This window comes from Microcoleus sp. D2_18a_B4, from assembly GCF_036702475.1.
In the GTDB taxonomy this organism is placed as follows: Bacteria; Cyanobacteriota; Cyanobacteriia; order Cyanobacteriales; family Microcoleaceae; genus Microcoleus.
Genome location: NZ_JAUBTL010000052.1, coordinates 1 through 24,054, shown reverse-complemented (window position 1 = coordinate 24,054; position 24,054 = coordinate 1). Strand labels below are relative to the sequence as shown.

Below are 24,054 nucleotides of genomic sequence, written 5' to 3'. Positions count from 1 at the left end.
CCTCTTTTTTTCTCTTCTCTTCGCGTTCTTAGCGCCTTCGCGGTTCGTTATTAAATTATTTGCCAGCAAGCAGATTAATTGCATTCCCATCAATACGGCAAACTCTAATATTTTCCAAAATCCGGGCTCCCTGCTTTTCATAAAAAGCAATTCCGGGCGCATTTGCAGTATTAACAGTCCATTCCATACGGCCGCAATTTGTTGACTCAGCAATTTGTGCCAAATACTTTAACAGCGCTGTCCCGACTCCCATACCGCGCATAGGAGCTTGCACAAATAAATCATCAAGCCAAAGGCACGGCTGCGTCAATAAACTTGAATAGGACGAATAAAAAAGAGCAAATCCTACCGCTTTTCCCGCAACTTCCGCCAACAAAACCCGCACTAGCGGAGGCTGGCAAAACAAGGTTTTCTGCAATTTATCGGCTGTTGCTTTCAACAGATTTTTACATCCATCAAACTCGCTTTTTTGTGAAATAAAATCCAGGATTAATTCCAAATCTGCCAGCTCTGCTTCTCTAATTTTGATATCCAAATTAGCCATTGTTTAATTCTCAATCTCGCCTATTAATCACTGTATTAAATGTCTTCATAAATGTCCAATATATGTTTAACTAACAACTTATACTTTTAAAATATCAATGATTGGGGAGCTATGGAACTTCGGCATTTGCGTTATTTCATTGCAGTTGCAGAGGAATTGAATTTCACTCGTGCAGCGGAAAAACTGCATATTGCTCAACCTCCACTGAGTCAACAAATCCAGCATTTGGAGGCAGAGTTGGGGTTTCAACTGTTTCGCCGCACCAAGCGGACGGTGCAGTTAACGGCAGCGGGACAGGTTTTTTTCGAGGAGGCCGGGAAAATTCTGCAACAAGTCGATCGAGCAATTCAACTCGGCCGACAAACCAGTCGGGGCGAACTCGGCCAACTGACAATCGGCTTTGTGAGTTCGGCAGCACACAACGTGGTTCCAGCGATTTTGCAGGCTTTTCGCACTCGGTGTCCCGCCGTCAAGCTGGAACTGCACGAACTGACGACAAACGAACAGTTGCAGCGGCTGCGGTTCGGGCAAATTGATATCGGCTTCGTGCGCCCTCCGGTTGAGGAAGATGGGATCAATTCTGAAATCGTTTTTCGAGAATCGCTGATCGTGGCACTGCCAGAAACGCATCCGGCGGCCGATCGCACGCATCTTGAATTACGCGAACTTTCCACGGAACCGTTCATTTTATTTCCGCGTTCCCAGGCTCCGGGGTTGTACGATGCGATCGTCAGTCTTTGTCAACAAGCAGGTTTTAGCCCGATCGCAGCTCAAGAAGCAATTCAAATGCAAACCATTGTCAGCTTGGTAGCCGCCGAGATGGGAGTGGCGATCGTCCCGGCATCAATGCAAAATTTTCAGCGCAGCGGGGTTGTTTACAAAGCGTTACCAGAATCAACCTGCATTGTGGCGATCGCTCTGATTTGGCGCAGCGATTCAACGGCGGCGGTGCAGCGGTTTTTGGAAGTCGCCAGACACATTAGCGGATTTGAGTAATTAAAAATTATTTTTCATAAACTATTTAATAATTCAATGCCGATTTGGCGGTAACATAGCTTGGCGAGTCAATGCACAAGCAGTTGCAATAATTTCAGCAGCTCGTTCAATTTCCAACCCTGTAGTAAATTTGCCGATACCGAGCCTCAATGCGCCCTGAATTAAATTTTCAGGCAAGTCTAATGCTTGAAGAACATGAGAGGGAGCCTCCACACCAGACGAGCACGCAGCACCTGTAGAGATAGCCAACTGAGAACGAACTCTAGCAACGATCGCACTGCTGGGAACATCGGGGATAGAGATGTGGAGATTACCAGCTAAGCGACAAGAGACATCTCCGTCGATCACTAAACCAGGAATTTTCTCTAATAGCAAGGTTTGTAATCTGTCTCGGCTTTGGGCGATCGCCCTTTCATCTTCTTCCATTTCCAACTGACGCAAGCGACAGGCTTCCCCTAATCCAACAATACCAGGAACGTTAAAAGTTCCAGACCTCAACCCCTTCTGATGCCCACCTCCAAAGATAATTGGTTTTAGGTGATATCCTTTCCTGACAACCAGTGCCCCAGAACCTTTAGGCCCGTACAGCTTGTGTGCAGAAATGGCTAATTGACACTCCCTGGCCTTAAGGCACAGGGATTCTTGAATCAGCCAGTCGATTTGCTCGTTGATGTCGCCACCATTGAGTAGAGATCGGTCTGTCCCCAAGCGTGAATTTCGGCGTGCCCCGCCGTATTTAAATTAATTTTTGACTGCTTCAACCCTTTCGCCAAAATGTTTTTTGCGGCATTATGATCGCGATCGAGTATCGTTCCACAACCACAAATATGGGTTCGAGTTGACAAGGTTTTTTTAACTAAATTGCCACAATTTGAACACTCCTGGGACGTGTATTGAGGTGCTACAGCACTTATTGTTTTGCCGTAGACTTTCCCAAAATACTCCAACCACTGAGCAAATTGTGACCAAGCTGCATCGCTAATTGATTTAGCAAGCTTATGGTTTTTCACCATATTCCGCACCTGAAGGTCTTCATAGGCTACAAAATCGTTAGATTTTACCACGCACAACGCCGTCTTTATGGCGAAGTCTTTACGCTGCCTCGTGACTTTCAGGTGTTTTCTTCCCAACTTATTGATTGCTTTTTTCCGATTGCCCGAACCTTTCTTCTTTCGAGAAACACGTTTCTGCAATCTTTTCAAAGCTTTTTCGCTTTTTCGGAGGTAGCGAGGATTGGCGACCGTTTTGCCATCGCTATCAGTGTAGAAATGGTTTAACCCAACATCTATTCCGATAACTTTGCCAGTAGAAATAGATTCCTCTTTTCGCTCCACATTGATGCAGAATTGGGCGTAGTAGCCATCGGCACGACGTACAATTCTGATTCGTTTAATCTCATCGGGTGCATAGAAATGCAAGTCCCGGCTACCGATTAACTTGAACTTTCCAGCAGCAAAACCATCCTTGAGTGTCAAGTATCTTTTGTCGAGAGAAAGTTCCCAACCCGAAGTTTTATACTCAACAGATCGAGTATGTTTTTTAAACTGTGGATAGCCCTTTTTCCCTGGTTTCTTGGCTTTGCAATTAGCAAAGAAACGTTGGATAGCAAAAATGGCACGTTCCGCCGAAGCTTGACGTGCCATCGAATTAAGCTTGCCTGCCCATTCAAACTCTTTCGCCATAACGGCGCATTGTTTGTACAGGTCTACGAGTTTAATTCCTTGATTGTCTACCCAGTGTCTAAGAGTTTTGTTTCGGACAAATTGAGCCGTCCGAATCATGTCATCAATGATTCGATATTGCTCCGCTTTGCCTTTTAACTTAAACTCTAAAACTCTCATAGAAATATAGTACCACTTTTACAAAAACTTTTAATTACAAATTCGTATCCTCAACAATTCTTCATAGTTTAATGAATTAAAGCCGTCCTATAAGGACGGGGCTTTAGACCCAATTTTTTGGTAAGTAATACCCCACTCTTCAAAGTTTATGGGGATTTTTCCTACAGCTTGGGAAGCATCACACAGAAACGGAATGTCATATTTTTGAGCAATTTGTCCAACTTCTGCGATCGGGTAAATATTACCAATTTCGTTGTTGGCTGCCATCACACAGAGCATTGACAGCCCCGACGCACAGACTCGATCGAGATAGTCTAAGTCTAATCTACCTTTTGAATCAACCCGCAGCCTGATAATCTCAGCTAATTCCTTTTTAGCCAGCGCGTAACAAGTATCCAAAACGGCTTGGTGTTCAACTGACAATACAGCGAGGCGAAGCTTAGTTTGGGAACCACCATCATCAGTTATAATTAATGAGCTAAAATGTGAATAACTTCATTTTTTATAATACCAATCTGCCCTAAACCCTTGACTTGTAGCTAGAGATATTAAAGGGGTTACTGTAGATTGATAAGCTGCTCTCAGCATTGGTAAATTCAAAAGATGTTTTTTATTTGTTATTTTTAAATCTAATAAGAAATTTTCAACATATTTATCCCATTTTTGGGTCGTCATTTTCTCATGCGAAATGTTCAGACCTAAATGTTGCAATTCAACAAATTTATTAAAATATCTCTCTGTAGAAGGAATGTTGTTAGATTTAGCAGAATTTACTGCTTTAAGCGTAGGAACTAAATTCCACATTTGATTGTGAGTTACAAAAGACCAAGGTAAATAGTGATCCAGAGATAAACTATCTGTAGTTAAAGTTAAGTTAGAGTAAATACACTTCACATCAGCATCTTCTAAAACTAACTTCCAATATTTTGTCTGGCTCGCTAGTGAGTCTCTGTTTTGTGGTGGAAATAGTTTATTAGCAATAGCTGGTGTAGTGGGATTGCAACGCTGCATATATTCAAGCCACTTCCACGATACCCAGCCTCGTACTATTGAATAGTTTGTTTTTATATAATATATCCATTCTGGATGCAAGACGATAGCTTGGCACTGTCTATATTCAGTTGAGTCAAAACAGTATAAAGGCTGGCGCGTTTTAAAGTAATTTATGGATAGTTTTGGGACAATAATATCTACTGCATAATTACGGTCAATTCCTTTTAATTCCTGCTCTAAAAAAGGTATAATCAGGCGAAAGGGTACATATCTTTTCATACTATCCAGAATCTCATCTAAATTTTGCTCGGCAATTGCCGAGCGTAATTCTTTCTTATCGGGTTCTTTGAATCTACTTAAACTTAATTCAATCGAACCTAGTTTTTCACTAATCTTATCTTGAACTCCAAAAGATAATTTAAAGTAATTATGGGGATACCAAGCATTAGCCAGCATCTCAACAATTAAATCTCTAAAGTAAATAGTCATCATTTCCTCAAAGCCTCGCCTGTCCAAAATATCTAAAATAGAAATAAAAAATAGATATTTATAAGAGTTTGTAGTTTTTCCAAATAATCTGGATAAAGCAGAAATATTTAACTGCTCTGATTGAGGGAGTTCATTAATTTTGTTGACCATAACTGCTTACTATTTCAAGGTCTAACTTTCATTTGCACTGTACACCAGCGCATCTTGGGTGAGGGAAGTACCCCTCCATAGACATCGAGCCCATGATCGAACCCCCGCTCTGCTGCCAGATAATGGATTTTGATTTCCAGGCGAGCCTTGATCCGATCTAAATACTCGTATGTCTCCGGCAATTCCTTGTGCGTGTCGCAGAAGAAATATTCCATCTCTGGAATTTCTTTGTGCAGCAAAACGGCCAAGGCTGTGCTGTCTTTGCCCCCCGATAGGCCCAAAATATGTCTAACTGGTTTCTTGCTCATAATCTCAATTTTGACACTTTGAGAGCATCTGAGCAATACTGTCTTGAGCTGAATCAAGCGATCGCACCTCTGACTAGCAACTAAACTCGACTGACAAAGCCATTGACTGACGCTAGCTGACAAATTAGGGATGGCTTGTTTCTTGACCGCGAGCTCGATTTTGAGGCTTTCCCTGAATCTGAGCAACCTTCTCCTGAGACGCCGCACCTAAAATTTCTTCCGCCAGCTTAGCAACTACAGCTTGTCGTATTTGAGAGTTGTCAGGCAGTTTTGCAAGAATATCGTCAACTAAACGGTCAACTTCGTCTTGGCTATCGCGATCGATCCCTACCATCTGGTTAATTTCTTGACCATCAGGACGAGTGACTGTAATTCTGAGAGCATCAAAACCCGCACCTTTGGCAACAACCTCCTTTTGTAGGGCTTCCAAATTCTTGAACCGCCTAGCGATATCGCTAAGCTTAATTTCAAACATTGTAATGTCATCATCTACCCAAGACTCTGGCGGTTTATCGGTGACAACCATCAGCAGTGCTTCTAACCACACTTGTTTTACTTTTGTTTCATCTATTGCCGCCTCGGTAAAACGTTTGAGAATTGGTTCAATACATTGTCCCGCCAGATGACTCGATCGAACCCGCAAATCTTCCCGTAGTTTAGTTTCATTACTGCGAACAGCAAAGGCGTTGTAAAGGAGAGATTCACATTTAGTGAGTAATTCATCGTAAGCAGTCTGAATTTCTCGCAGGGATTGAACTAGCTTTTGGCGGAGCATTTTAGCCGTTGTACCGTCATCAGCTTCCCCCGTACCGATCGGAGGTAAACTGCAAGCTTTGGGCAAGGATGTAAACAATAGCTCATCTGGTTCTTGAGCCTGTTGCAAGGTTTGCAAAACTGCCAGCGCGCCACTACTGAGGCACTTGGTTTTTTTAGTGTAAGCGGGGAGCTTTTTCACGAATTGGAATAATGGTGTCGCCACCGTTATAAGTGTGGCATTTCGCATCTTGGCAGTTTTTTTGGCATTGGGATTGCGTAAAATTGCCTCAAGTTCCTTAAAAACCTGTGAGCGCAGCCCCACCACTTCAAAATATTTGACCGAAAATCGCGATCGATCTTTCACTAGCAGTTCAAAGTGTTCTGCACCCAAAACAGGGATAAATGTCCCATCTTTATATACACCAACATCATCAACGCGATACAGTAAAACAGCAGCCAACATCACTGGAATCACTCCCCGCTTGACTCCGTAAGGAGGTGCTTCGAGTAGCTTGTAAAGCAAGTCTAAAGTTTGCTGTTTTTCAGACGCTTGCAAACAAAAATTCTCGATCGCATCCCAAACTGTCCACACGCCGGATTGTTCTTGAGGTGGATAAAATCCCCATTCTCCCTCATTGTCACGGTGAATCCCTGTGTCATGCAGCAGTGAAAGATACATACTAACTTCAGGGCCATATCCCTGCAACAAGAGTCTTTCTTGCTCTGGGTACTCCAACATAGCTTCAATCAGTTCCCGTCTCGCCTTGACACCTTGGCTAGTCAGTTCCCGGCGATTGATTAGCTCATTCCAAAGGATAAACTTTTTGCTGTAAACCTCATCACAAATGTCGGATATTTTTGCATTCAAATCTGTGATATGGCTAATTTTTTGTTTTTTACCTTGAATCCAACATACATTTTGATTAACCCCTACATCAAACGTTTGGTTGAGAGTTTCATCAAGCAATTCTTCAGCTTTTACCACCCGATAGCGAACTTCCCGTCGAGCTACTCCATCATTTTGCAATTGGGCAGCACTGCTTTGGATTTTCTTCAAAGCCGCAAATTCTCGCGCTCTCATTCGCAAAAGATCCAATTTCGCCGCACACAGCACGATTAACGGTTTACCATCTGCTGTAGTAGATGGTACTTGAGTTGGTAACTCATCATCTATCCAATAGCCGACTAAACCATCACAATTACTAGAACAATGCAGATTTTCTAATTTTTTTGAAACATCTAAATACTGTCGCTCAAAGTAACGAAGCGTGCCCGTTTTATAGCTATGACGCTGTGCTATCAAGGGATTTAGCGGACGGATATCGGACAAAATACTGACTAGATATGAGCGTTCGTGCTCAAGATAAGTCGCTACCGCACTGTCAACATTAAAATCTGAACCTTCCCAAATTCGCAGCTCATCTCCTTGCTTGAAATGAGTGATAATTCCCTTTTGCAGGAGAGCATCTATCACCTGCTCCCAGTGCTGCCGATTTGACTCGCTAGCATCATTGCACATTGCTAGCGTCACCAGAGAAGGAGTTGATCTCAGGGAGCCTGTGGTGCTTATAATATTCAAAGTGCCGATAGTTTTCAGCACCCGCAAACTATCAGGATCTAGACGCTTGCTAACATCGGTGATTAGTCCTTGCACTTCTATCCACCGTTGGTGTTTTGGTCTAGAAGTAATTCCCATTCCCACCGATTCTATGAAGTAGTCATAAACGCGATCCAGTTTCAACGTTGGTAGGGACGAGGTAATCTCACCCGTACAACCCTCAGCACTCGTCTCATCTAGGTATTTTCTAAAAGAATAAGGTTCAGCACTGGTGAGAAATGTGAACAGCGAACGGTCATTTTGGGCATACTTAGTGCATAACTCCGGTAAGACTAGGGCTACCACAGGATGCAACGGGTAGGTATCCGCTAACAATTGCTGTGAAATATCAGAGATGATTTCTCTTGGCAGATGAGTTAACCATTCCGCTGCAAGACTCGCGATCGCACTTTGAAATAATTCGGCCCCCGATCGATCGATGGCTTTACCCATCAACCGCATCATTTGGGTGGTAGAATCCTTGAAGGAAATATCTTCAAATCTACCCTGAATTTTTGACCATTCGTTCCGCTCTACAGATGCTAATCTTTCTCCATAATCAGCAAAGGCTTGGTGCAGCACACCGATTATATAAATCTGAGACGTGCTATCTCTCGGCAGTTCTGCTAATTGCTGCAATAGATATAAATCTTCATCCCCCTGATTCTGAGCAACAAATTCTAGATTCTTGCCAAGTTCATCAATAATCAGCAAGACACCTGTTTTTGCTGATGACGCTACTTCTTGCACCAAGCTAAGAATGTCCTGGCTGTTTACCTTCCTGCCAGCAGCGATTTCGGTTTCCAAGTCTGTCAGTTTGCGAGCGATTGCTGGTTTTTTGGCATTCCCGACCTTCTGCCAAAAGACTTCTGCACCTCGATGCAGAGCTCGGACAATTGTATGGCTTAACGGTTCTCGCTGTGCTGTAACCACAGCTCGGAACAGCCCTTTACTGGGTATATTTTCTTGCAGGCTAAGGTATTCAGAACTATTAGAGCCGATCGACTTTTCCGCAATTTCTAGCGCCAACTGACGCATCGGATCGGTGTGAGCCGCACAAACAGAGGCTAAGTAGTGAGCAAAGGCAGATTTTCCGGTTCCGTAAACGCCGGTCAAAGTCCAAGCACGGTTAGATTCAGGGTTGGTCAATCCAGCTAAAATCCGCTTGAGAACCTCAACAGCTTTTTCTGTAAAAATATATCCTTCGAGAGCAGAATGTTGTTGTAAATCTCGATCAATATTAATAGAACGAGAGTAGCGACGAGAGAGGCTAAAGTATTGAGATAAGTGGTTGTTCATTGTTGAGTCTCACCGCGTCTGCCTTGGTAGTACCTATTAAGAAGATCCTCTGCTAGTTTCTCTGGGTCTGAGTTGAAAGAAAGTTGAATCAAGCCAGCACTATCAGAGAGTTCAATTGACTTGAATTTTCGCTGTACTTTTTCAATTGCGTCGCACACCGCAGTCTCTGTGAGTTTAAAGATCGTGCCGGGGCTGCCAATATCGTAAAGGAGACGAGAAATTCCTATAGTCCTTTGCCCGCGACCAACCCAGCTAGCATATTCTAAGCAAGCTGAAACAACTATCTCTGCCGGTAAATTCCTTTTGGAACCAACTCGGAATGTGTAGTGCCTGGAGTCTCCGGCTGTGTGAATAATTCCCAGTTCGCTAAAGGGACAATCTAAACTATCCTCGCTGACACCGGTTTTATGAGTTTCTTGTTCCACATACATTCGCAGAATACAGCTAACATCTTTTTTGACGGAAGATTCGGCTATACGGTGAGCGACGCTATCTCTGTGGTTGCACAGAGCTTTAAATAATTCATCTTGTGAAAATTCTAGTGAGCGAAAGACGTTGAACGTGAAATGCCAAGCTGTTGCATGGCAAGGTGGCTTGAGCAGGTTCCAATGTAGGAGCCAAAGCGTTGCAGGGTCTTCAGTAAACGGGTCCCAACCGTCATCCCTGTACAGGCGATCGCCCAAATCTGATGGGACATCATCTGTCAGAACTTTGAAGGCATTGCACCAGTAGCGAATCGCATTCACCATGTTTTTGCCAACTCCTAGGCGGACTGTCGCATCCTCTCGCAAGAAAATTCCTCGATCTGCTGTGGCCGCGTCAAAACCTTTTCTGAGCCATCCAAAGCGGGGGTGAAAGGTTTCGTGTCTGGCAAAGACTGGATTGACAGTAGAGGATACTGGACTTGCAATAGCTATATTATTTTGCCTGATTTGTGTCACGATGACTTGGTTGCATTAACTTGGTAAGTCTACTATAAAGCTTTAAAAATTAACAAAACTTATGGGAAACTTGACAAACATAACCAGGACTAGGGCAAGTGGCGCTCGCGATCGGGAGCGTGTCCTTAAGTTATTAAAACTCAAAACTTCACATAAGTTTCTGTGCAACAACACCCGTAGAATGATTAAATTGAGTCTCAGATTTCGAGCGACCACCGCCGTAAAAGTCGGCGCGATCGACCTGAACGGCTCACAATATCCCATATAAATATTCAGTACAAGAGAGCAAGGGATGGTATTGGCAACAGAAATGGGTTCGTCCCAACCGGAATCCTCTTTCGATTTATCTACTTATCTAGTCAAGCGAAAAGAGGCGATCGAGGTAGCTCTCGACAGTGCACTCCCGGTCATCTACCCAGAGAAAATCTACGAAGCAATGCGCTACTCGCTGCTAGCGGGAGGCAAGCGCCTGCGTCCGATCCTGTGTCTGGCTAGCTGCGAACTGGCCGGCGGCACTACATCTATGGCAATTCCGACAGCTTGCGCTTTGGAAATGATCCACACGATGTCGCTGATTCACGACGATTTGCCGGCAATGGACAATGACGACTACCGGCGCGGGAAACTAACGAACCACAAAGTCTACGGCGAGGATATCGCCATTTTGGCTGGCGATGGTTTGCTGACCTATGCTTTTGAATTTATCGCCACTAAAACTGAGAACGTACCCCCCCAACAGGTGTTGCAGACGATCGCCCATTTAGCGCGGGCATCGGGTGCTGCTGGACTCGTAGGCGGTCAAGTGGTTGATTTGGAATCGGAAGGAAAGACAGATGTTTCTCTGGAAACTTTGAATTACATTCACGCTCACAAAACAGGCGCGCTGTTAGAGGCTTGCGTAGTTTGTGGGGCAATTCTGGCTGGGGCTTCGGCTGCGGATTTGCAGCGGCTGTCTCGTTTCGCTCAAAATATTGGGTTGGCTTTCCAGATCATTGACGACATTTTGGATATTACTGCTACCCAAGAAGAACTGGGCAAAACTGCTGGCAAAGATGTTCAAGCAGGAAAAGTCACTTATCCGAGTTTGTGGGGAATTGATGAGTCTCGGCGCCAAGCTTCGCAGCTTGTGGCTGATGCTAAGGATCAATTGGCAGTGTTTGGGAGCAAAGCTCTACCGCTGCTGGCGATCGCCGATTTTATTACCAGCCGCAGTAACTAGATATACCAAACACTATGCAGGAAATTTGCAGCGGCATTTTAAACAATCATGTACTCGTGGTTGCTTTGATCGCTTGTCTGGCGGCTCAGATCATGAAGTTGCCGATCGAGTTGGTCAAAAATCGCAAGTTTAATCTTCGGTATTTGGTAACAACGGGGGGAATGCCCAGCGCTCACTCGTCTTTTGTGGGCGCTTTGGCTGCTGGAGTGGGACAAACGATGGGATGGGAAAGTCCAGAGTTTGCGATCGCTGCGATATTTGCAATTATTGTGATGTACGACGCAGCAGGCGTCCGCCAAGCTGCAGGCAAGCAAGCTCGCATCCTCAACCAAATTATTGACGAGTTTTTTGAGGAAGATCACAACCTTAATGAAGCTCGCCTGAAAGAGTTGCTGGGACACACTCCTTTTCAAGTGCTTGTCGGTTTGGGGCTGGGAATTACTATTGCTTGGATCGCAGGGCCTGCATATTAAGTTTTAAGTACGGAGTAAAATTGGGGCAGTGGTGTTTTTTGACGAGTTGGAGGTAAAAGTTGGCGGCGGGGATTAATAGTTCGGCAACTCATCCGTCTCTAGCTCAGAAAAGCACCCGAACTTTTTGGAAGTTTATGGCAATGCCTATTCCCTAATTAAGCACTTCAAAAAGTTCAAAAAGTTTTTTCACTTCCCACTCCTTGGAATTGTTTTGCTATGCTCCAAAGACTATACGTACACAACTTCAGATGCCTAGAAAACTTTGAACTGCCCATAAAGGGGATGCCATCTGCTCTCTTGATTGGAAAAAATGGTGCAGGTAAATCAACTACTGCCTCTGCATTAGAAGTCCTTCAGAAGATTTGTCGAGGCATCAATAGAATGCGCGACCTTGAAAAACTTAACCTTATTAGCTCGAAAGATTTCGCTCGTGGAAGGTCTGATGTTCCGATCCGGTTTGAAATAGAAGTATTACTCGAAGATAAATTATACAAATATGTCCTTGCCTTAGATTTACCAGAAAAATTTAGAGAGCTTCGAGTTTTTGAAGAGGAACTGCTAGTTGCAGGAGATCCAATTTACTCTCGAAAAGAAGCCCAAGTCACTCTTCACTACAGCTCCCAAAATCGTGAAGCTCAGTTTCTGGTAGATTGGCATCTTGTTGCCCTGCCAGTAATTCAGGAGCAATCTGAGACTGATCCGCTTCATATTTTCAAGACTTGGCTGGCTCGCATGATTATTTTAGCCCCGATTCCCAGCTTGATGACTGGAGACTCAAACGGTGAAACTTTGGAGCCAAAGCGAGATGGTTCAAACTTTGGGGAGTGGGTTTCGGGCTTACTGAGTCGCTATCCTGCAGCCTACACACAGGTTGATAAATATCTCCGAGAAGTCATGCCTGACATTCAGGATTTTCTGAATGAACTAATCGGCAAAGACTCGAAAAGCATGATTGTTCGATTTGAAGCAAATAATGCGAATCTGAGTATTGAATTTAATGACTTATCTGACGGGGAGAAATGCTTTTTTCTTTGCGCTGTTGTCTTGGCTGCCAACAAATTTTATGGCCCACTTTTTTGCTTCTGGGACGAGCCAGATAACTATCTATCCTTATCGGAGGTTGGACATTTTGTAATGTCTCTGCGACGCTCATTTAAAAATAGCGGTCAAATCTTAGTGACATCGCATAATCCTGAAGCTATCCGAAAGTTTTCAAATGAAAATACCTTTGTATTAGATCGCAAAAGCCACTTAGAGCCAACTTTAGTCAGACCGCTGAGTGAGATGTCTGTTAAAGGCGACCTGATAAATGCCTTGATTGGTGGCGACATAGAGCTATGAGTAATAAGTATCAACCGCACATTCATGTGTTGGCCGAAGATGATGCTAATCGCCAGATTGCCAACGGATTTCTTCTGGGGCCAAACCTTAATAACCGTGCTGTTAAAGTCCTGCCACTTCCTGGTGGTTGGAAAAAAACTGTGGAGGAATTCACGAAGAAGTATGCGTCTGAAATGCGACAATTACCACAAAGAATGATGGTTTTGCTCATTGATTTCGATGATGATGAAAATCGGTTGAGTTATGTAGAAAGTCATATTCCCGATGATCTAAAAGCAAGAGTATTCGTGCTGGGAGTGCTATCTGAACCAGAGAATCTAAGGACAGACATCAAAAAGACTTTTGAGGAGATTGGAGAAGCTCTTGCAAAAGATTGTTCTGACAACACAAATGAGTTATGGGGACATAATCTTCTCAAACACAACAAAGGAGAATTAGATCGTATGGCTTCATCAGTAAAACCATTTCTCTTTAAATAAATAGACCCACAACTCGCGCACGCTACTTAAATGTCAGGTGCGCGACGGCATATAATTTAGCGGAGTGGGGAGCGCTCAAAAGTCGCGCACCCTAATGACTACTGACCGAATTCTGCTTGCAGAATATCGTCGTTGTCATCGGCGATCGTGGCGACAATAGTAATAACCCGGGAAATTTCCCCGGTCGAGATTTCCGCCATCGTCCGAGTCGATACTACCGCAACTTGATTGTCAACAATCGCAAAATGAGATTCCAAAGTAGACAGCCAATTCATTTCTAGGATTTTCCGCATTAATTGAGCTTCATTCTTCGCTGGCAACTGCAGTACAAAAGCCCAAACCGTCAAAGTATCATCTTCGGTTTCGCCCGTGAGTTGCACGAACACTTCAACACTGCCGTACTTAAACTTCCAAAGATGTCCGCCAGCTTCACTTTGACCGACCATCACTTTTTGGTCTACAGCCATGCTGGCGATGACAGTTTCAATTTCTTCTGCATAGGTGACGGCTGTGGCTTTTTCGACCTGCTCAGAGGCGATCGCGCTTTCACTCGATTGGCTTTCTGCGGAAGCTGTTTGTATGTTCGGCTCGCTGGTAGTCATAATTATATTTAGATGGAAAACTATTCCAATAATCAGTTTACTTGCTAAAGCTTAAAATTATGACTTTAAATAACTGGTTCCGAGGCTAGGCCTGGGAACCAGTTAATCTCGCTTGTTTGCGGAGGCAGACGCAAGTTGGACTGGCAAAGCGGTTTCAACCGGATTCGCGATCGTTATTAAGCCTTGGGCTTAGTCGTCGCCGCCTTCTTCTCAATGTTATTCAAGCCGTTGAGGAACATCGGCACAAATTTCTCCACAAATGCCTGCGGGTCGCGGTTCCATGCCCGCTGAGCTACATCGACTCTGGTCATTTGCAGATCCGGGGCCAGCAGGCTTGCGGGCAAGCGTTCCATCAGGTATTGCGGGCGTTCCCACATCGGCATGGTGTTGGCAATATCCACTAGGCGGGTGACGCGGCGGAGTTCTGCCCCCAACATGATATCCATTCCCGATTCATAAGCTGCTTGTTCGATCGCCACATACTTGCGCTTGGCCTGTTCCACCTTCTGGCGGTGTTCCGGGCTTTTGGCAGCTATGGAGGCGAGCCAGCGGTTGCCCCAGCGGACGTGACCAGCTTCTTCGGGAAAAATCTTTTCGATTGTTTCGCGGATTTTGACGTTTTCTGCGGTTTGGGGAGCCTCTTTGAGGGCGTGGATGTGCGCTGAAAAGTATTCGCAGCCCCGCTTTTCGGTGACATTGATTGCAACTAAGGCTGCAATTATACCGTCCTCGAGGTTGCGTTTCGGGTCGAATTGCTCTTTGTCCAGCAGGCGGTCAAATTCGTCAATGTAGGAGACTCCCGGCGGCGTTCCCACATTTTGGCCCAAGTCTACCAGCAAGTCGGTGAGCCACATGGCGTGCCGCGCTTCGTCGGAAATGTGCCGGGAGAGGTCGCGCACGAGTTCGGGCGGTTCGCCGTCTAGGCGTTCGATCACGTCGGTGAGGTCTTTGCAACTGCGCTGTTCGCTGTAGCGGTAGCGGTTGAGGGTGATCAGGTGAATTTCGCGATCGCGCACCACTTGAGCTAAAATTTCGCGCGCTCCCATAGCGTTCCGCAGCTTGCGGGGATAGGCAACAGTCATGCTTTTATGTTGTTTTGTAAAGATACCTATATAAGTGTAACGCAGTTTTTCGGCTTCCTAATTCACTCGCAAGGCAGAAAGTTATTGTTTAGCACGGAGATTCAATTTTATACAGACAATTTTTTTACTAGCTCAACCAATGACAATAGTTTTGAGTTGCCAGTCATACCATTTTAAATTTTAGATTTTAGATTTTAGATTAAAAATGACTTATGACTATCAGGGTTGGGAGCTTTTCTACAGTTAGATTATTTTTTTAAACTGCTATCACGCAAGGGGGAGCATCTAATAATTGTAAAAACACTTCTTCTGGCTCCTTCCTTCGGGAGCATCTCATATTTGCAAAAACACTTCTTTCTTCTTCCTTCTGACTCTTTTCTGGCTCCTGACTCCTGACTCCTAATTCCAATTTCGAGCTTTGCTGCTTTCATTGAGATGCTCCCCCTTCCTTCTTCCTCTTTCCTCCTGCCTCCTGCCTCAAAACTCCTGCCTCAAAACTCCAATTTCTAGGTTGGCTGCTTTCATTGAGATGCTATCACGCAAGGGTTGCGCGGAGCACACAAAGCAACCTCATACACTCAAAACTTGTCAGGTTCCGTCGAGTCTTGGGCCTCAACACTAGCAGACTCTTGTTGAAATTTTCGCGCCTCTTCTACTTCTAATCTAGCCAGAGTTGTCGCCACATCGGCTAACTGTAAAGCCAGATTCATCCGACAAATCGGGTTTTTTTCCCTCCAGAGGTCTTTTGCCAAGAAATGCACTCGCGGGGCGAAACATTTTAATTGAATTTGGCGGAGTAACTTTCACGATCATAGTCTTTCTTCGGTTGAAGTCTGAATGCCCAGCAGCACCCGTTCTAGCTCCAAGTAAACAAATGTCAGCATGATTACTTTATCTTCATCGGTGATTGTAACACTACAGGTTGCCGATCGAGGTTCAACGCCTTCGTGCCTTACAACTACAGTATATTTTCCCTGCTTCAGGTGATCAAAATTCACATCTGCCTCAAACAGGTCAACTGTCTCCTCTGCCACCACTCGTCCTTCTTGAGTCAGTAAAGTGACAAACGCAATGCCGTCAACTGAAGTCATGGCGACGTTACTCTGATTGCGGATCATCACAAAAATATCGGACATCATTGGGTCATTGTTAATTGCTAATTGCTAATTTAGAATGAGTGCAGAATCTCACAAACAAAGGAGCATAAATACAGTGAATTATTTCAAGTTTTTGCTAATTTTGACTATTAGTGCAGCGGTTCTCGGTTTGGGAAAAAGTGGGGCCCTAGCTGCTGTCTGGAATATCTCTGAGAATGAGCCTGGTTTGCAGATTCACGGCGTGCAGGTTGCTCAAAGGGACGATCGCAATTTAAGCAACTCGAAAGGTACATTAAAAGAAGGCAGTGCCATCTCTGTCGATCCAGATGATGTGGTTGGCATACCAAAAGCTGAAGCGCGGCGGCGTTTTATTCTGAATAAGATATATCGGGTTCAGGAAGGCACTACCGCTGAGGATTTGTTTATTGTTGATGAGAAAGCAAATAAATGGGCTGTAGAGGATGTCTCAGAAGCTACAGAGGGCGCTACTACTCACAGCGTTGCCCAGATAGTGTCGGGTAACGGGAGAGTTTGGGCGCTGATCCAGAAGTTCTAAATTAAAAAAAAACGCCGCTTTTAAGGGCGGCGTTCTTATTAATTAAAAATCACAGGTTAAAAATGGTATAATTACCATTTTTAACTTATAATTTTCAATTATTAATTTTCTAACAGTCGTAGTATAGAGCAAACTCGTAGGGGTGAGGACGCAGCCGCATCGGGTTGACTTCATTGTCGAGTTTGTAGGAAATCCAGGTTTGGATGAAGTCTTCGGTAAATACGCCGGTTTCAGTTAAGAAACTGTGGTCTTTTTCTAAAGCTTCTAAAGCGCCTTCCAAGGAACCGGGAGTTGAAGGAATTTTGCTCAATTCTTCAGGGGAAAGGTCGTAGATATCCACGTCCAAAGGTTCGCCCGGATCGATTTGATTCTTGATGCCGTCTATGCCGGCGCACAGCATGGCTGCAAATGCTAAATAGGGGTTGGATGTGGCATCGGGACAGCGGAATTCTAACCGCTTGGCTTTGGGGTTGGTTCCCGACAGCGGAATCCGCACTGATGCCGATCGATTCCCTTGAGAGTAAGCTAAGTTTACAGGCGCTTCAAAGCCCGGAACTAAACGCTTGTAGGAATTGGTCGTGGGGTTGGTGATTGCCAAAAGTGCCGGTGCGTGCTTGAGAATGCCGCCGATGTAATGCAGTCCCATTTGGCTGAAACCGGCATATTGGTCGCCGGCAAATAGGGGTTGGCCGTCTTTCCAAATCGACTGGTGAACGTGCATCCCGGAACCGTTGTCGTTAAACAGCGGTTTGGGCATGAAGGTGATGGTTTTGCCGTATTTTTTGCCGACGTTTTTGATGACGTATTTGTAAGTCAGCAAGTAGTCGGCGGCTTTCACCAAAGTGTCAAAGCGGAAACCGAGTTCGCATTGACCGCCGGTGGCGACTTCGTGGTGGTGCTTTTCGATGGGTACGCCGCATTTTGCCATTGTCAGCAGCATTTCCGTTCTCATGTCTTGTGAGGTATCGGTTGGTGCTACTGGGAAATAACCTTCTTTGTAACGCGGTTTGTAGCCGAGGTTGCCGCCTGCTTCTTCTTTGCCGGAATTCCAGCGACCTTCGATCGAATCTACGTAATAGTAGCCGGAATTTTGGGTTTGGTCGAAGCGAACGTCGTCAAAAATGAAGAATTCTGCTTCCGGGCCAAAGAATGCTGTATCGCCGAGACCGGTCGAAAGCAAGTAGTCTATGGCTTTTTGGGCAATGGTGCGGGGACAGCGACTGTACGGTTCGCCGGTGCGAGGTTCTTTGATGCTGCAAATGAAGCTGATGGTCGGTTCTGCCATGAACGGGTCCATCCAAGCGGTGGTCGGATCGATGACCATCGTCATGTCTGATTCGTTGATGGCTTTCCAGCCCCTTATGCTGGAACCGTCGAAGGGTACGCCGTCTGTGAATGCGGTTTCGTCGATTTGGTCGTGGTACAGGGAAAGGTGCTGCCAGATCCCCGGCATATCGATGAATTTTAGGTCAACTATCTGGATCTTATTTTCTTGTATGTAGTTTAAGGCTTCTTGGGGTGTCTGGAACATGACTTACTCCTGATATTGGTTGTGTCTTGGCGATCGGCCGATTTCAGACTGTTTGGGCGATCGTAGGCCTTCAGTATCCACTATTTTGTATCTAGGGCTACAAAATTTTGAAATAGTGGCCCAGTGTGGCCCGGCAGTTTGAGATTCTTGCCCTGTGGATTATTTTTCGGCTGAACATACAAGGCAAACGGCTGAATTTTACGACAGTTTGCCGCGGATAGACTACCCTTCGTGAAAATCCTATCTCAAATCTTAATCAAACGCCGATTTGTAGTAGTCTACAATAGGCGGTCTGTCTCAGATAGCAAAGTATTGATAAAGATTTTTGGGAGAGAAACTTATGCGCGATGCAGTGACGAGCCTGATTGAAAATTATGATGTTGCTGGTAGGTATTTAGACCGAGATGGTATCGATCGGTTGAAATCTTATTTTGCAACGGGCACGGCACGGGTACAGGCGGCGGCTGCGATTAACAGCAATGCTGCGGCAATTGTCAAGCAAGCTGGTATCCAGCTATTTGCTGAACAGCCGGAACTGATCCGTCCCGGGGGAAATGCCTACACGACTCGTCGCTATGCGGCTTGTCTGCGGGATATGGACTACTACTTGCGCTATGCTACTTACGCCCTGGTGGCTGGAAGTACCGACGTGCTCGACGAGCGCGTGCTGCAAGGTTTGCGAGAAACTTACAATTCTCTAAGCGTTCCCATTGGCCCGACGGTGATGGGGATTAGCATTATGAAGGAGATGGTTAAGGCTCAAGTGCAAGCTGCTGGCTTGTCTGTGGGGCCTTTTTTGGATCAGCCTTTTGATTACATGATTCGCGAATTGAGCGAACAAGATATTTAACTACCAGCCGGGAAGTCCCTCGGTATATTTAAAGGGGATTAATCTGAGCGCTGCGCGAAGTACCCCGAATAAATTACCGCAGGGATGAAAGGCTCGTCGGGTGTAGGTACCCAAAGCGACAATTATTTCTGTATATCCCTTGATAATCTGGAAATACTCTGATACTATATTGGCAAGTGGGGGTGGAACTACCTCACTATAAAAAGCCTTTGAAAAAAAGGAAAAAGAAGCCTGCGGTCTAACTGTACTCAGTCTGTACTCAGTTGACCGTCAGGTTTGTTCACGTCAATTTGCTAGTTCTTTTAGCAGCAAATTCCGCTTGTTGCTTGCAGTTAGCAGCAGTTGGATCGATCGCTTTTTTTGACCTCACAGCCTCCAAGCGATCTTTTTTTATGGGTTAGACAATTTTAGATTAAAGATTTTAGATTAAAAATTTTAGATTAAAAATTTTAGATTAAAGATTTGAATAATTGGGAATGACTGATGAATTAAGGGTTTGGATCTTCCCTATAATTGCATTCTTTCTTGAAACTGGTGCTAAAAATCGCCAACACACCCCCAGACGAGGCATTTGTCTAGGGGACTTTTGGTTTTGCCAAGATCGACTTGTGCGAGGGTTGTTGCTTCTACTTCGCCATTGGGGTAAAGAATGTGGATGATGTCACCGCTGACGAAGGCGAGGGGATTTTCTTGACAATTGCCCGGATTTCTGATAGGAAAGTTAATTGTTTTCATTGTCGATCGCCCTGATGGTATTTGTAGCGCTTTTAGCTGCATATAAATCATCCGCTAGTCGCAAAAATTATTGTGTGATTCTACGGATGTTTATCTGTGATAAAACTACACACTCAGAGCGATCTCAGTCACATCATGTGAGGTGGGGCGATCGCCCCGCGACAATCGCAAAACCAAAATAATCGCCAAAAATTAGCAGTGGGGCTTGTGCGTAAGTGCTAATCTGGTACTGTTCTTAACCCATTGGTGTCAACTTAACGTCAAACCCCATCACAGACTGCTGTGTGGCTATTAAATCTAGATCCCCCCTAGCCAAGGGCGGGCACGGGGGCACCGCCCCTACGAAGGGGGGGACAAGAGTCTTTTCAAAGTCAACCCCTACTCCCCTTCTTAAGGGGGATTTAGGGGGATCTAGACTTAGCGTAAAAACGAGCTTTCCCAAGGGTTTCAGGCGATTGTTGACATTAATGGTTCTTAACCCTATCCGTACAGATTAAAAACCTTGGCTAAACAGCGACTAGACACTTTATTGGTCAGCCTAGATTTGTGCAGTTCCAGACAGCAAGCTCAGGCCTTGATTCGGACTGGGAAAGTATCCATCAACCAACAGGTAGTTGACAAACCGGGCACTGAGGTTGACATTGCAGCAAAAATTCAGATCAAAGAGCGATCGCGCTATGTTTCCAGAGGCGGCGACAAATTAGCCAAAGCTTTAGAAGTTTTTGCGATTCCCGTTGCAGGCAGAATTTGTCTCGACGGCGGCATTTCCACAGGCGGTTTTACCGACTGTCTCCTGCAAGCCGGCGCCGCCCTAGTCTACGGCGTAGATGTTGGCTACGGTCAAGCAGATTGGGGCTTGAGGAACGATCCGAGAGTAATTTTGAAAGAACGCACCAATTTGCGGTACATGACTGCTACTGAGCTTTACGGCGACTCTGCGCCAGCAGATTTGGCGGTAGTAGATGTGTCGTTTATTTCCCTGGATAAGATTTTACCCGCGCTGTGGGAATTGTTGGTACCACCGCGAGAAGCGGTGTTGCTGGTAAAACCGCAGTTTGAGGTAGGGCGGGAGAGAGTCGGGAAAAAAGGGGTAGTGCGAGACTCAGCAACTCAAGCTGATGCGATTTTTCAAGTGTGGAAGGCAGCCACAGCTTTAGGATGGCAGCAACGCGGCTTAACGTGGTCGCCTTTACTTGGCCCGGCCGGTAATATCGAGTATCTTTTATGGTTGGGGATCGATCGCGAACAGGAGCCAGAGCCGAGGGCGATCGAAGAGGATGTTGTGAAGGAACGGATCGCACAAGTCACCAAGGCGGCGGCGCGGGAACTTGTCGATCGATTGTAGATTGTAGATTGTAGATTGATTTCAAGATGTCAAGCTAATCTATTTTAAAAGTCAAATTAGGAACTCCAGATTGATCTAAAATTTCAATTTTTTTGTCAATCAGACTCCTAAACTTTCACAAGAGTGAATAATTCCATGCAATCATTCAAACAAGCCGGCTCGATTTTACTCTACGTTCTAGGTGCCATCGGATATGTAGCAATTGTAGCTAGTATTGTAGGCGTTTCAATGCTCATCAAGTGGGCAGCTCTGCTACTGGCAGACAAATTATTATATACAATTCTGATTATCGGGGATTTGTTGAGGGGTATCGAAATTATTGAACTGTTAAATATATTGGTATTTGCATTTATCGGTATGGGAGTGGGTGTGGCGACAAGGCTTCTACACCCTCAATACGGTCGCAAAATTAGTGCGGCTTTGTTGATAGTTATAGTTCCCTTAGTTTTCATGATTACGCCAGCCATCAGATATAATTCTTGGCTGGAAAAAGTAGGAGAATCCGATAAATTATCGCCTCCGGAAACTGCCACATTAACTAACTCATTTTTGAACAGAAAGGTAGGACTGCCTGGTTTTATCGGTTATTACGTATATAGTGGTCAGTTTCCGGTTATTCCGACGAAACAATCAGAGATGAAAGACCTTGACAGCTTTGAAAAAAAAGTTAATTCCAGATTTGTACAGTTCACAGGTATTGCTCCGACTATTGTTTCTTGGTCAATGCGGGTTTGTTTTTGGCTGATTAGAATATTTTACTTTTCTATAGCGGTAATTGCGACCATCGCTCATTTTAGAGAAGGTGTTAGAATCGCGAGACGGTAATACGATTTTCGATTTTCGATTTTGGATTTTCGATTTTAGAATTGGGAATTACTGATGAGTATGGTTGTTGGGAGTTTACCTACAGTTGCATACTTTTTTGACCATTGTGTAAGAAGAAAAGCAGTAGGGTGAGTCAGATGCTAGCTCTTCGATTATTCACAAATAACCATCTGCTGACGTACCCTACTCAACTACTAGGGCAATTTTTAATTGCCAATTTTAAACTCTTGCTGCAGGCGATCGATAATTGTATTACGCTCGATGGTGGCGAGAATGTCTTGAATTACCGTATCTTGTCCAAGGGGGCCCCAGGTGCAGCCTTTTTCTAAATAAACTTGGGCGGCGCGACCGACAGCGTAGGTTCCGTAAGCTGCTAAACTAGCTTGAGTGACAGCAACTCCGGCAAAAGTAGAAAAGCCGATGTGCGGGGCCGCAGCGGCCGCAGTTTTGCCAAATCCCAACAGAAAACTGCTACCCAATTCTCCCAAAAGTACGCCGCCAGCGCTGGAGAAAATAGTCTGCCAAAGTTTCCCGGCTTCGTAACCAGTCATGGGTAAGCCGTAAAGTCTGGATAAAGAGCGAATTAAGGCTAAATCTGCGACACTTGCTCCCATTACATCCAAGAAGGCCACTGGATTTAAACCGACAGCTAAAGCTTTATATTTTGCAAATTGCCAGATTAAATCTTCGGCTTCTGTTTGTCGCAATTTGAGAACGTGACGGGCAATGTTTGCTTCGGCATCTCTAGCTTCAACTAAAGCATTTAGAGCGAGGAGCGATCGACCTTCTCTGTTAAGAATTGTCAAAATTTTATGTTTGAGTTCGTCTATCTGCGCCGGGGGCGACTCCCATTCGTGACTGACTCTTCCGTCTGGCCATTCCACCCGCACTTGCACCGGCGCTGGTTCGGCGGCTACCATGACTATTTCTAAAGATTTGGAAGTTTTAGGCGGTGATTTTACAGTAGATTTATGGGAGGAGTTGTTTGGGCGATCGGACAAATTTTCGCTATCTGTTTCCTCTGTTACCGCAGCGGCTGCTAACTCTTCAGAATTTGCCAGCGCTTGCAAACTTTGGAAAATAGCTTTTCTGTCTAATTCTGGATAGAGGTCAATTTTATTAAAAACTAAAATCACCGGTTTTTGAGCTGTTTGCAATTCGCACAGCGCTTGATATTCAGTTCGGGTGATATCGCCTGCAACGACAAACAAAATTAAGTCAGCTTGGCGAGTGACTTGTTTCGCCATTTCGCCGCGCACTTCGCCGCCAACTTCATCAAGTCCCGGAGTATCGATTAATTCTACTTGCACGCCTTTTTTCCCCCCCTTGGCCAGGGGGGGTTGGGGGGATTCCTCGCTGTCAAGGAATGATAAAGGCACACTCCAGCGCACGGAACGCGGCCACTGAGTCACGCCGTTGAGAGGGCCTGTTTGCAGAATTTTATGACCTAAAAGCGCGTTTAATACGGCTGACTTGCCACGGCTGACTAAGCCGAAAGTAGCAATGCGGATTATGTTGTGGTCTAGTTTTTCTGAGGTGGAAGTTAAAATATCTAACTGATATTGCAGCGCCGCTTCTAATTCTGTATTATTCGAGTTTTTTTTGCCTTGGCGCAGGTGGGAGTAGCGCGCCAGGGATTCGCGCAAACTGGCACGGGCAAGAGATAAGCGATTTTCTTGAAGGGAATTGTCAGCCATTGGCGATCGGCTTGTTTAAGCAGGTATAATTGATCGTCGAATTATAAATCCTATTTCTTATTTTAATACAATTTTTCATAAATTTATAATTTTTTATTGGTAAAATTTCCATAAAATATTGAACGGGCAAGATGCCCGTTCCACAATAACAAAAAATTTTTTGTGGAACAGGCATCTTGCCTGTCTTCCACAATAACAAAAAATTTTTTGTGGAACAGGCATCTTGCCTGTTCTTCCACAATAACAAAAAATTTTTTGTGGAACAGGCATCTTGCCTGTTCTTCCACAATAACAAAAAATTTTTTGTG

At 44.9% G+C, this 24,054-nt stretch carries 26 protein-coding genes; 9 read left to right on the top strand and 17 right to left on the bottom strand.

Annotated features, from left to right (window positions below):
• Nucleotides 1-55 precede the first annotated feature (55 nt).
• Entirely contained in the window at nt 56-544 is a 489-nt protein-coding gene (locus QUB04_RS24700) for a GNAT family N-acetyltransferase (RefSeq protein ID WP_333288436.1), read from the bottom strand.
• Nucleotides 545-655: 111 nt separating this feature from the next.
• Between QUB04_RS24700 and QUB04_RS24695 the strand changes: the two genes are divergently transcribed.
• The gene (locus QUB04_RS24695; protein WP_333288434.1) at nt 656-1,540 is read left to right on the top strand and encodes a LysR family transcriptional regulator; all 885 of its coding nucleotides are present in this window, start codon (nt 656-658) and stop codon (nt 1,538-1,540) included.
• 33 nt (nt 1,541-1,573) lie between these two features.
• Here QUB04_RS24695 and QUB04_RS24690 read toward each other — a convergent pair whose 3' ends face one another.
• The 7 genes from QUB04_RS24690 to QUB04_RS24660 all read right to left on the bottom strand — a co-directional run bounded on the left by QUB04_RS24690 (nt 1,574) and on the right by QUB04_RS24660 (nt 9,914).
• Nucleotides 1,574-2,248, bottom strand: coding sequence for an aminotransferase class V-fold PLP-dependent enzyme (locus QUB04_RS24690; protein WP_333288432.1), 675 nt, complete (start codon nt 2,246-2,248; stop codon nt 1,574-1,576).
• On the bottom strand, nt 2,188-3,381 hold the full coding sequence (locus QUB04_RS24685; protein WP_333288430.1) for a transposase: 1,194 nt from the start codon (nt 3,379-3,381) through the stop codon (nt 2,188-2,190). Before QUB04_RS24685 ends, QUB04_RS24690 begins: the two co-directional genes overlap by 61 nt.
• Nucleotides 3,382-3,468: 87 nt before the next feature.
• Nucleotides 3,469-3,804: an aminotransferase class V-fold PLP-dependent enzyme gene (locus QUB04_RS24680; protein WP_333288427.1), complete on the bottom strand. Its 336-nt coding sequence runs from the start codon at nt 3,802-3,804 to the stop codon at nt 3,469-3,471.
• A 72-nt stretch (nt 3,805-3,876) separates the two neighbouring features.
• Nucleotides 3,877-5,013 (bottom strand): HNH endonuclease domain-containing protein, encoded by a 1,137-nt coding sequence (locus tag QUB04_RS24675; RefSeq protein ID WP_333288425.1) that lies wholly within the window; start codon nt 5,011-5,013, stop codon nt 3,877-3,879.
• A gap of 14 nt (nt 5,014-5,027) precedes the next feature.
• Entirely contained in the window at nt 5,028-5,444 is a 417-nt protein-coding gene (locus tag QUB04_RS24670; protein WP_333288423.1) for a phosphoadenosine phosphosulfate reductase family protein, read from the bottom strand.
• Between the two features lies 1 nt (nt 5,445).
• Complete coding sequence (locus QUB04_RS24665; protein ID WP_333288422.1) at nt 5,446-8,973, bottom strand: hypothetical protein; 3,528 nt, start codon at nt 8,971-8,973, stop codon at nt 5,446-5,448.
• Nucleotides 8,970-9,914 carry a DUF4007 family protein gene (locus tag QUB04_RS24660; protein WP_333288420.1) on the bottom strand — a complete coding sequence of 315 codons (945 nt, stop codon included), beginning with the start codon at nt 9,912-9,914 and terminating at the stop codon, nt 8,970-8,972. The genes QUB04_RS24665 and QUB04_RS24660 overlap by 4 nt, the downstream gene beginning before the upstream one ends.
• Nucleotides 9,915-10,206: 292 nt before the next feature.
• On the opposite strand from QUB04_RS24660, the gene crtE reads away from it, so the two are divergent.
• The 4 genes from crtE (at nt 10,207) to QUB04_RS24640 (ending at nt 13,426) form a co-directional block, all read left to right on the top strand.
• A complete protein-coding gene (crtE, locus tag QUB04_RS24655) occupies nt 10,207-11,133 on the top strand; it encodes a geranylgeranyl diphosphate synthase CrtE (RefSeq protein WP_333288418.1) in 927 nt (308 codons plus the stop codon).
• 14 nt (nt 11,134-11,147) lie between these two features.
• Nucleotides 11,148-11,606, top strand: a complete 459-nt coding sequence (locus tag QUB04_RS24650) for a divergent PAP2 family protein (RefSeq protein WP_333140770.1) — start codon at nt 11,148-11,150, stop codon at nt 11,604-11,606.
• A gap of 216 nt (nt 11,607-11,822) precedes the next feature.
• Complete coding sequence (locus tag QUB04_RS24645; RefSeq protein ID WP_333288416.1) at nt 11,823-12,947, top strand: AAA family ATPase; 1,125 nt, start codon at nt 11,823-11,825, stop codon at nt 12,945-12,947.
• Nucleotides 12,944-13,426: a hypothetical protein gene (locus QUB04_RS24640; protein ID WP_333288414.1), complete on the top strand. Its 483-nt coding sequence runs from the start codon at nt 12,944-12,946 to the stop codon at nt 13,424-13,426. The genes QUB04_RS24645 and QUB04_RS24640 overlap by 4 nt, the downstream gene beginning before the upstream one ends.
• A gap of 98 nt (nt 13,427-13,524) precedes the next feature.
• Here QUB04_RS24640 and QUB04_RS24635 read toward each other — a convergent pair whose 3' ends face one another.
• The 5 genes from QUB04_RS24635 to QUB04_RS24615 form a co-directional block, all read right to left on the bottom strand.
• On the bottom strand, nt 13,525-14,028 hold the full coding sequence (locus QUB04_RS24635) for a YbjN domain-containing protein (RefSeq protein WP_333288412.1): 504 nt from the start codon (nt 14,026-14,028) through the stop codon (nt 13,525-13,527).
• Nucleotides 14,029-14,204: 176 nt separating this feature from the next.
• The gene (locus QUB04_RS24630) at nt 14,205-15,110 is read right to left on the bottom strand and encodes a ferritin-like domain-containing protein (RefSeq protein ID WP_333288410.1); all 906 of its coding nucleotides are present in this window, start codon (nt 15,108-15,110) and stop codon (nt 14,205-14,207) included.
• A gap of 248 nt (nt 15,111-15,358) precedes the next feature.
• Nucleotides 15,359-15,541: a hypothetical protein gene (locus tag QUB04_RS24625; RefSeq protein ID WP_333288408.1), complete on the bottom strand. Its 183-nt coding sequence runs from the start codon at nt 15,539-15,541 to the stop codon at nt 15,359-15,361.
• 147 nt (nt 15,542-15,688) lie between these two features.
• A complete protein-coding gene (locus tag QUB04_RS24620) occupies nt 15,689-15,862 on the bottom strand; it encodes a hypothetical protein (RefSeq protein ID WP_333288406.1) in 174 nt (57 codons plus the stop codon).
• A gap of 57 nt (nt 15,863-15,919) precedes the next feature.
• Complete coding sequence (locus QUB04_RS24615) at nt 15,920-16,249, bottom strand: hypothetical protein (RefSeq protein WP_333288404.1); 330 nt, start codon at nt 16,247-16,249, stop codon at nt 15,920-15,922.
• Between the two features lie 73 nt (nt 16,250-16,322).
• Here QUB04_RS24615 and QUB04_RS24610 point away from each other — a divergent pair, with 73 nt between their 5' ends.
• Nucleotides 16,323-16,763, top strand: a complete 441-nt coding sequence (locus QUB04_RS24610) for a hypothetical protein (RefSeq protein WP_333288402.1) — start codon at nt 16,323-16,325, stop codon at nt 16,761-16,763.
• Nucleotides 16,764-16,872: 109 nt separating this feature from the next.
• Here QUB04_RS24610 and glnA read toward each other — a convergent pair whose 3' ends face one another.
• Nucleotides 16,873-18,294: a type I glutamate--ammonia ligase gene (glnA, locus tag QUB04_RS24605; protein ID WP_333211802.1), complete on the bottom strand. Its 1,422-nt coding sequence runs from the start codon at nt 18,292-18,294 to the stop codon at nt 16,873-16,875.
• A gap of 340 nt (nt 18,295-18,634) precedes the next feature.
• Here glnA and apcB point away from each other — a divergent pair, with 340 nt between their 5' ends.
• The gene (apcB, locus tag QUB04_RS24600) at nt 18,635-19,144 is read left to right on the top strand and encodes an allophycocyanin subunit beta (RefSeq protein WP_333036060.1); all 510 of its coding nucleotides are present in this window, start codon (nt 18,635-18,637) and stop codon (nt 19,142-19,144) included.
• Nucleotides 19,145-19,681: 537 nt separating this feature from the next.
• Here apcB and QUB04_RS24595 read toward each other — a convergent pair.
• Nucleotides 19,682-19,921, bottom strand: a complete 240-nt coding sequence (locus tag QUB04_RS24595; protein ID WP_333288400.1) for a hypothetical protein — start codon at nt 19,919-19,921, stop codon at nt 19,682-19,684.
• Between the two features lie 460 nt (nt 19,922-20,381).
• Between QUB04_RS24595 and QUB04_RS24590 the strand changes: the two genes are divergently transcribed.
• A complete protein-coding gene (locus QUB04_RS24590) occupies nt 20,382-21,224 on the top strand; it encodes a TlyA family RNA methyltransferase (protein ID WP_333288398.1) in 843 nt (280 codons plus the stop codon).
• 135 nt (nt 21,225-21,359) lie between these two features.
• A complete protein-coding gene (locus tag QUB04_RS24585) occupies nt 21,360-22,049 on the top strand; it encodes a hypothetical protein (RefSeq protein WP_333140748.1) in 690 nt (229 codons plus the stop codon).
• 206 nt (nt 22,050-22,255) lie between these two features.
• Here the strand turns inward: QUB04_RS24585 and QUB04_RS24580 are convergent, their stop codons facing one another.
• The gene (locus QUB04_RS24580; protein WP_333288396.1) at nt 22,256-23,746 is read right to left on the bottom strand and encodes a DUF697 domain-containing protein; all 1,491 of its coding nucleotides are present in this window, start codon (nt 23,744-23,746) and stop codon (nt 22,256-22,258) included.
• A gap of 83 nt (nt 23,747-23,829) precedes the next feature.
• Nucleotides 23,830-24,054 (bottom strand): hypothetical protein (locus QUB04_RS24575; protein WP_333288394.1); only part of this gene is annotated, 225 nt, incomplete at its 5' end.

What these genes read in the sequence shown, in the direction of transcription:
- QUB04_RS24700 (WP_333288436.1), bottom strand. Translation starts at nt 544, where the DNA reads ATGGCTAATTTGGATATCAAAATTAGAGAAGCAGAGCTGGCAGATTTG.
- QUB04_RS24695 (WP_333288434.1), top strand. Translation starts at nt 656, where the DNA reads ATGGAACTTCGGCATTTGCGTTATTTCATTGCAGTTGCAGAGGAATTG.
- QUB04_RS24685 (WP_333288430.1), bottom strand. Translation starts at nt 3,381, where the DNA reads ATGAGAGTTTTAGAGTTTAAGTTAAAAGGCAAAGCGGAGCAATATCGA.
- QUB04_RS24675 (WP_333288425.1), bottom strand. Translation starts at nt 5,013, where the DNA reads ATGGTCAACAAAATTAATGAACTCCCTCAATCAGAGCAGTTAAATATT.
- QUB04_RS24665 (WP_333288422.1), bottom strand. Translation starts at nt 8,973, where the DNA reads ATGAACAACCACTTATCTCAATACTTTAGCCTCTCTCGTCGCTACTCT.
- crtE (WP_333288418.1), top strand. Translation starts at nt 10,207, where the DNA reads ATGGTATTGGCAACAGAAATGGGTTCGTCCCAACCGGAATCCTCTTTC.
- QUB04_RS24650 (WP_333140770.1), top strand. Translation starts at nt 11,148, where the DNA reads ATGCAGGAAATTTGCAGCGGCATTTTAAACAATCATGTACTCGTGGTT.
- QUB04_RS24645 (WP_333288416.1), top strand. Translation starts at nt 11,823, where the DNA reads ATGCTCCAAAGACTATACGTACACAACTTCAGATGCCTAGAAAACTTT.
- QUB04_RS24640 (WP_333288414.1), top strand. Translation starts at nt 12,944, where the DNA reads ATGAGTAATAAGTATCAACCGCACATTCATGTGTTGGCCGAAGATGAT.
- QUB04_RS24635 (WP_333288412.1), bottom strand. Translation starts at nt 14,028, where the DNA reads ATGACTACCAGCGAGCCGAACATACAAACAGCTTCCGCAGAAAGCCAA.
- QUB04_RS24630 (WP_333288410.1), bottom strand. Translation starts at nt 15,110, where the DNA reads ATGACTGTTGCCTATCCCCGCAAGCTGCGGAACGCTATGGGAGCGCGC.
- QUB04_RS24625 (WP_333288408.1), bottom strand. Translation starts at nt 15,541, where the DNA reads ATGAAAGCAGCAAAGCTCGAAATTGGAATTAGGAGTCAGGAGTCAGGA.
- QUB04_RS24615 (WP_333288404.1), bottom strand. Translation starts at nt 16,249, where the DNA reads ATGATGTCCGATATTTTTGTGATGATCCGCAATCAGAGTAACGTCGCC.
- glnA (WP_333211802.1), bottom strand. Translation starts at nt 18,294, where the DNA reads ATGTTCCAGACACCCCAAGAAGCCTTAAACTACATACAAGAAAATAAG.
- apcB (WP_333036060.1), top strand. Translation starts at nt 18,635, where the DNA reads ATGCGCGATGCAGTGACGAGCCTGATTGAAAATTATGATGTTGCTGGT.
- QUB04_RS24595 (WP_333288400.1), bottom strand. Translation starts at nt 19,921, where the DNA reads ATGCAGCTAAAAGCGCTACAAATACCATCAGGGCGATCGACAATGAAA.
- QUB04_RS24585 (WP_333140748.1), top strand. Translation starts at nt 21,360, where the DNA reads ATGCAATCATTCAAACAAGCCGGCTCGATTTTACTCTACGTTCTAGGT.
- QUB04_RS24580 (WP_333288396.1), bottom strand. Translation starts at nt 23,746, where the DNA reads ATGGCTGACAATTCCCTTCAAGAAAATCGCTTATCTCTTGCCCGTGCC.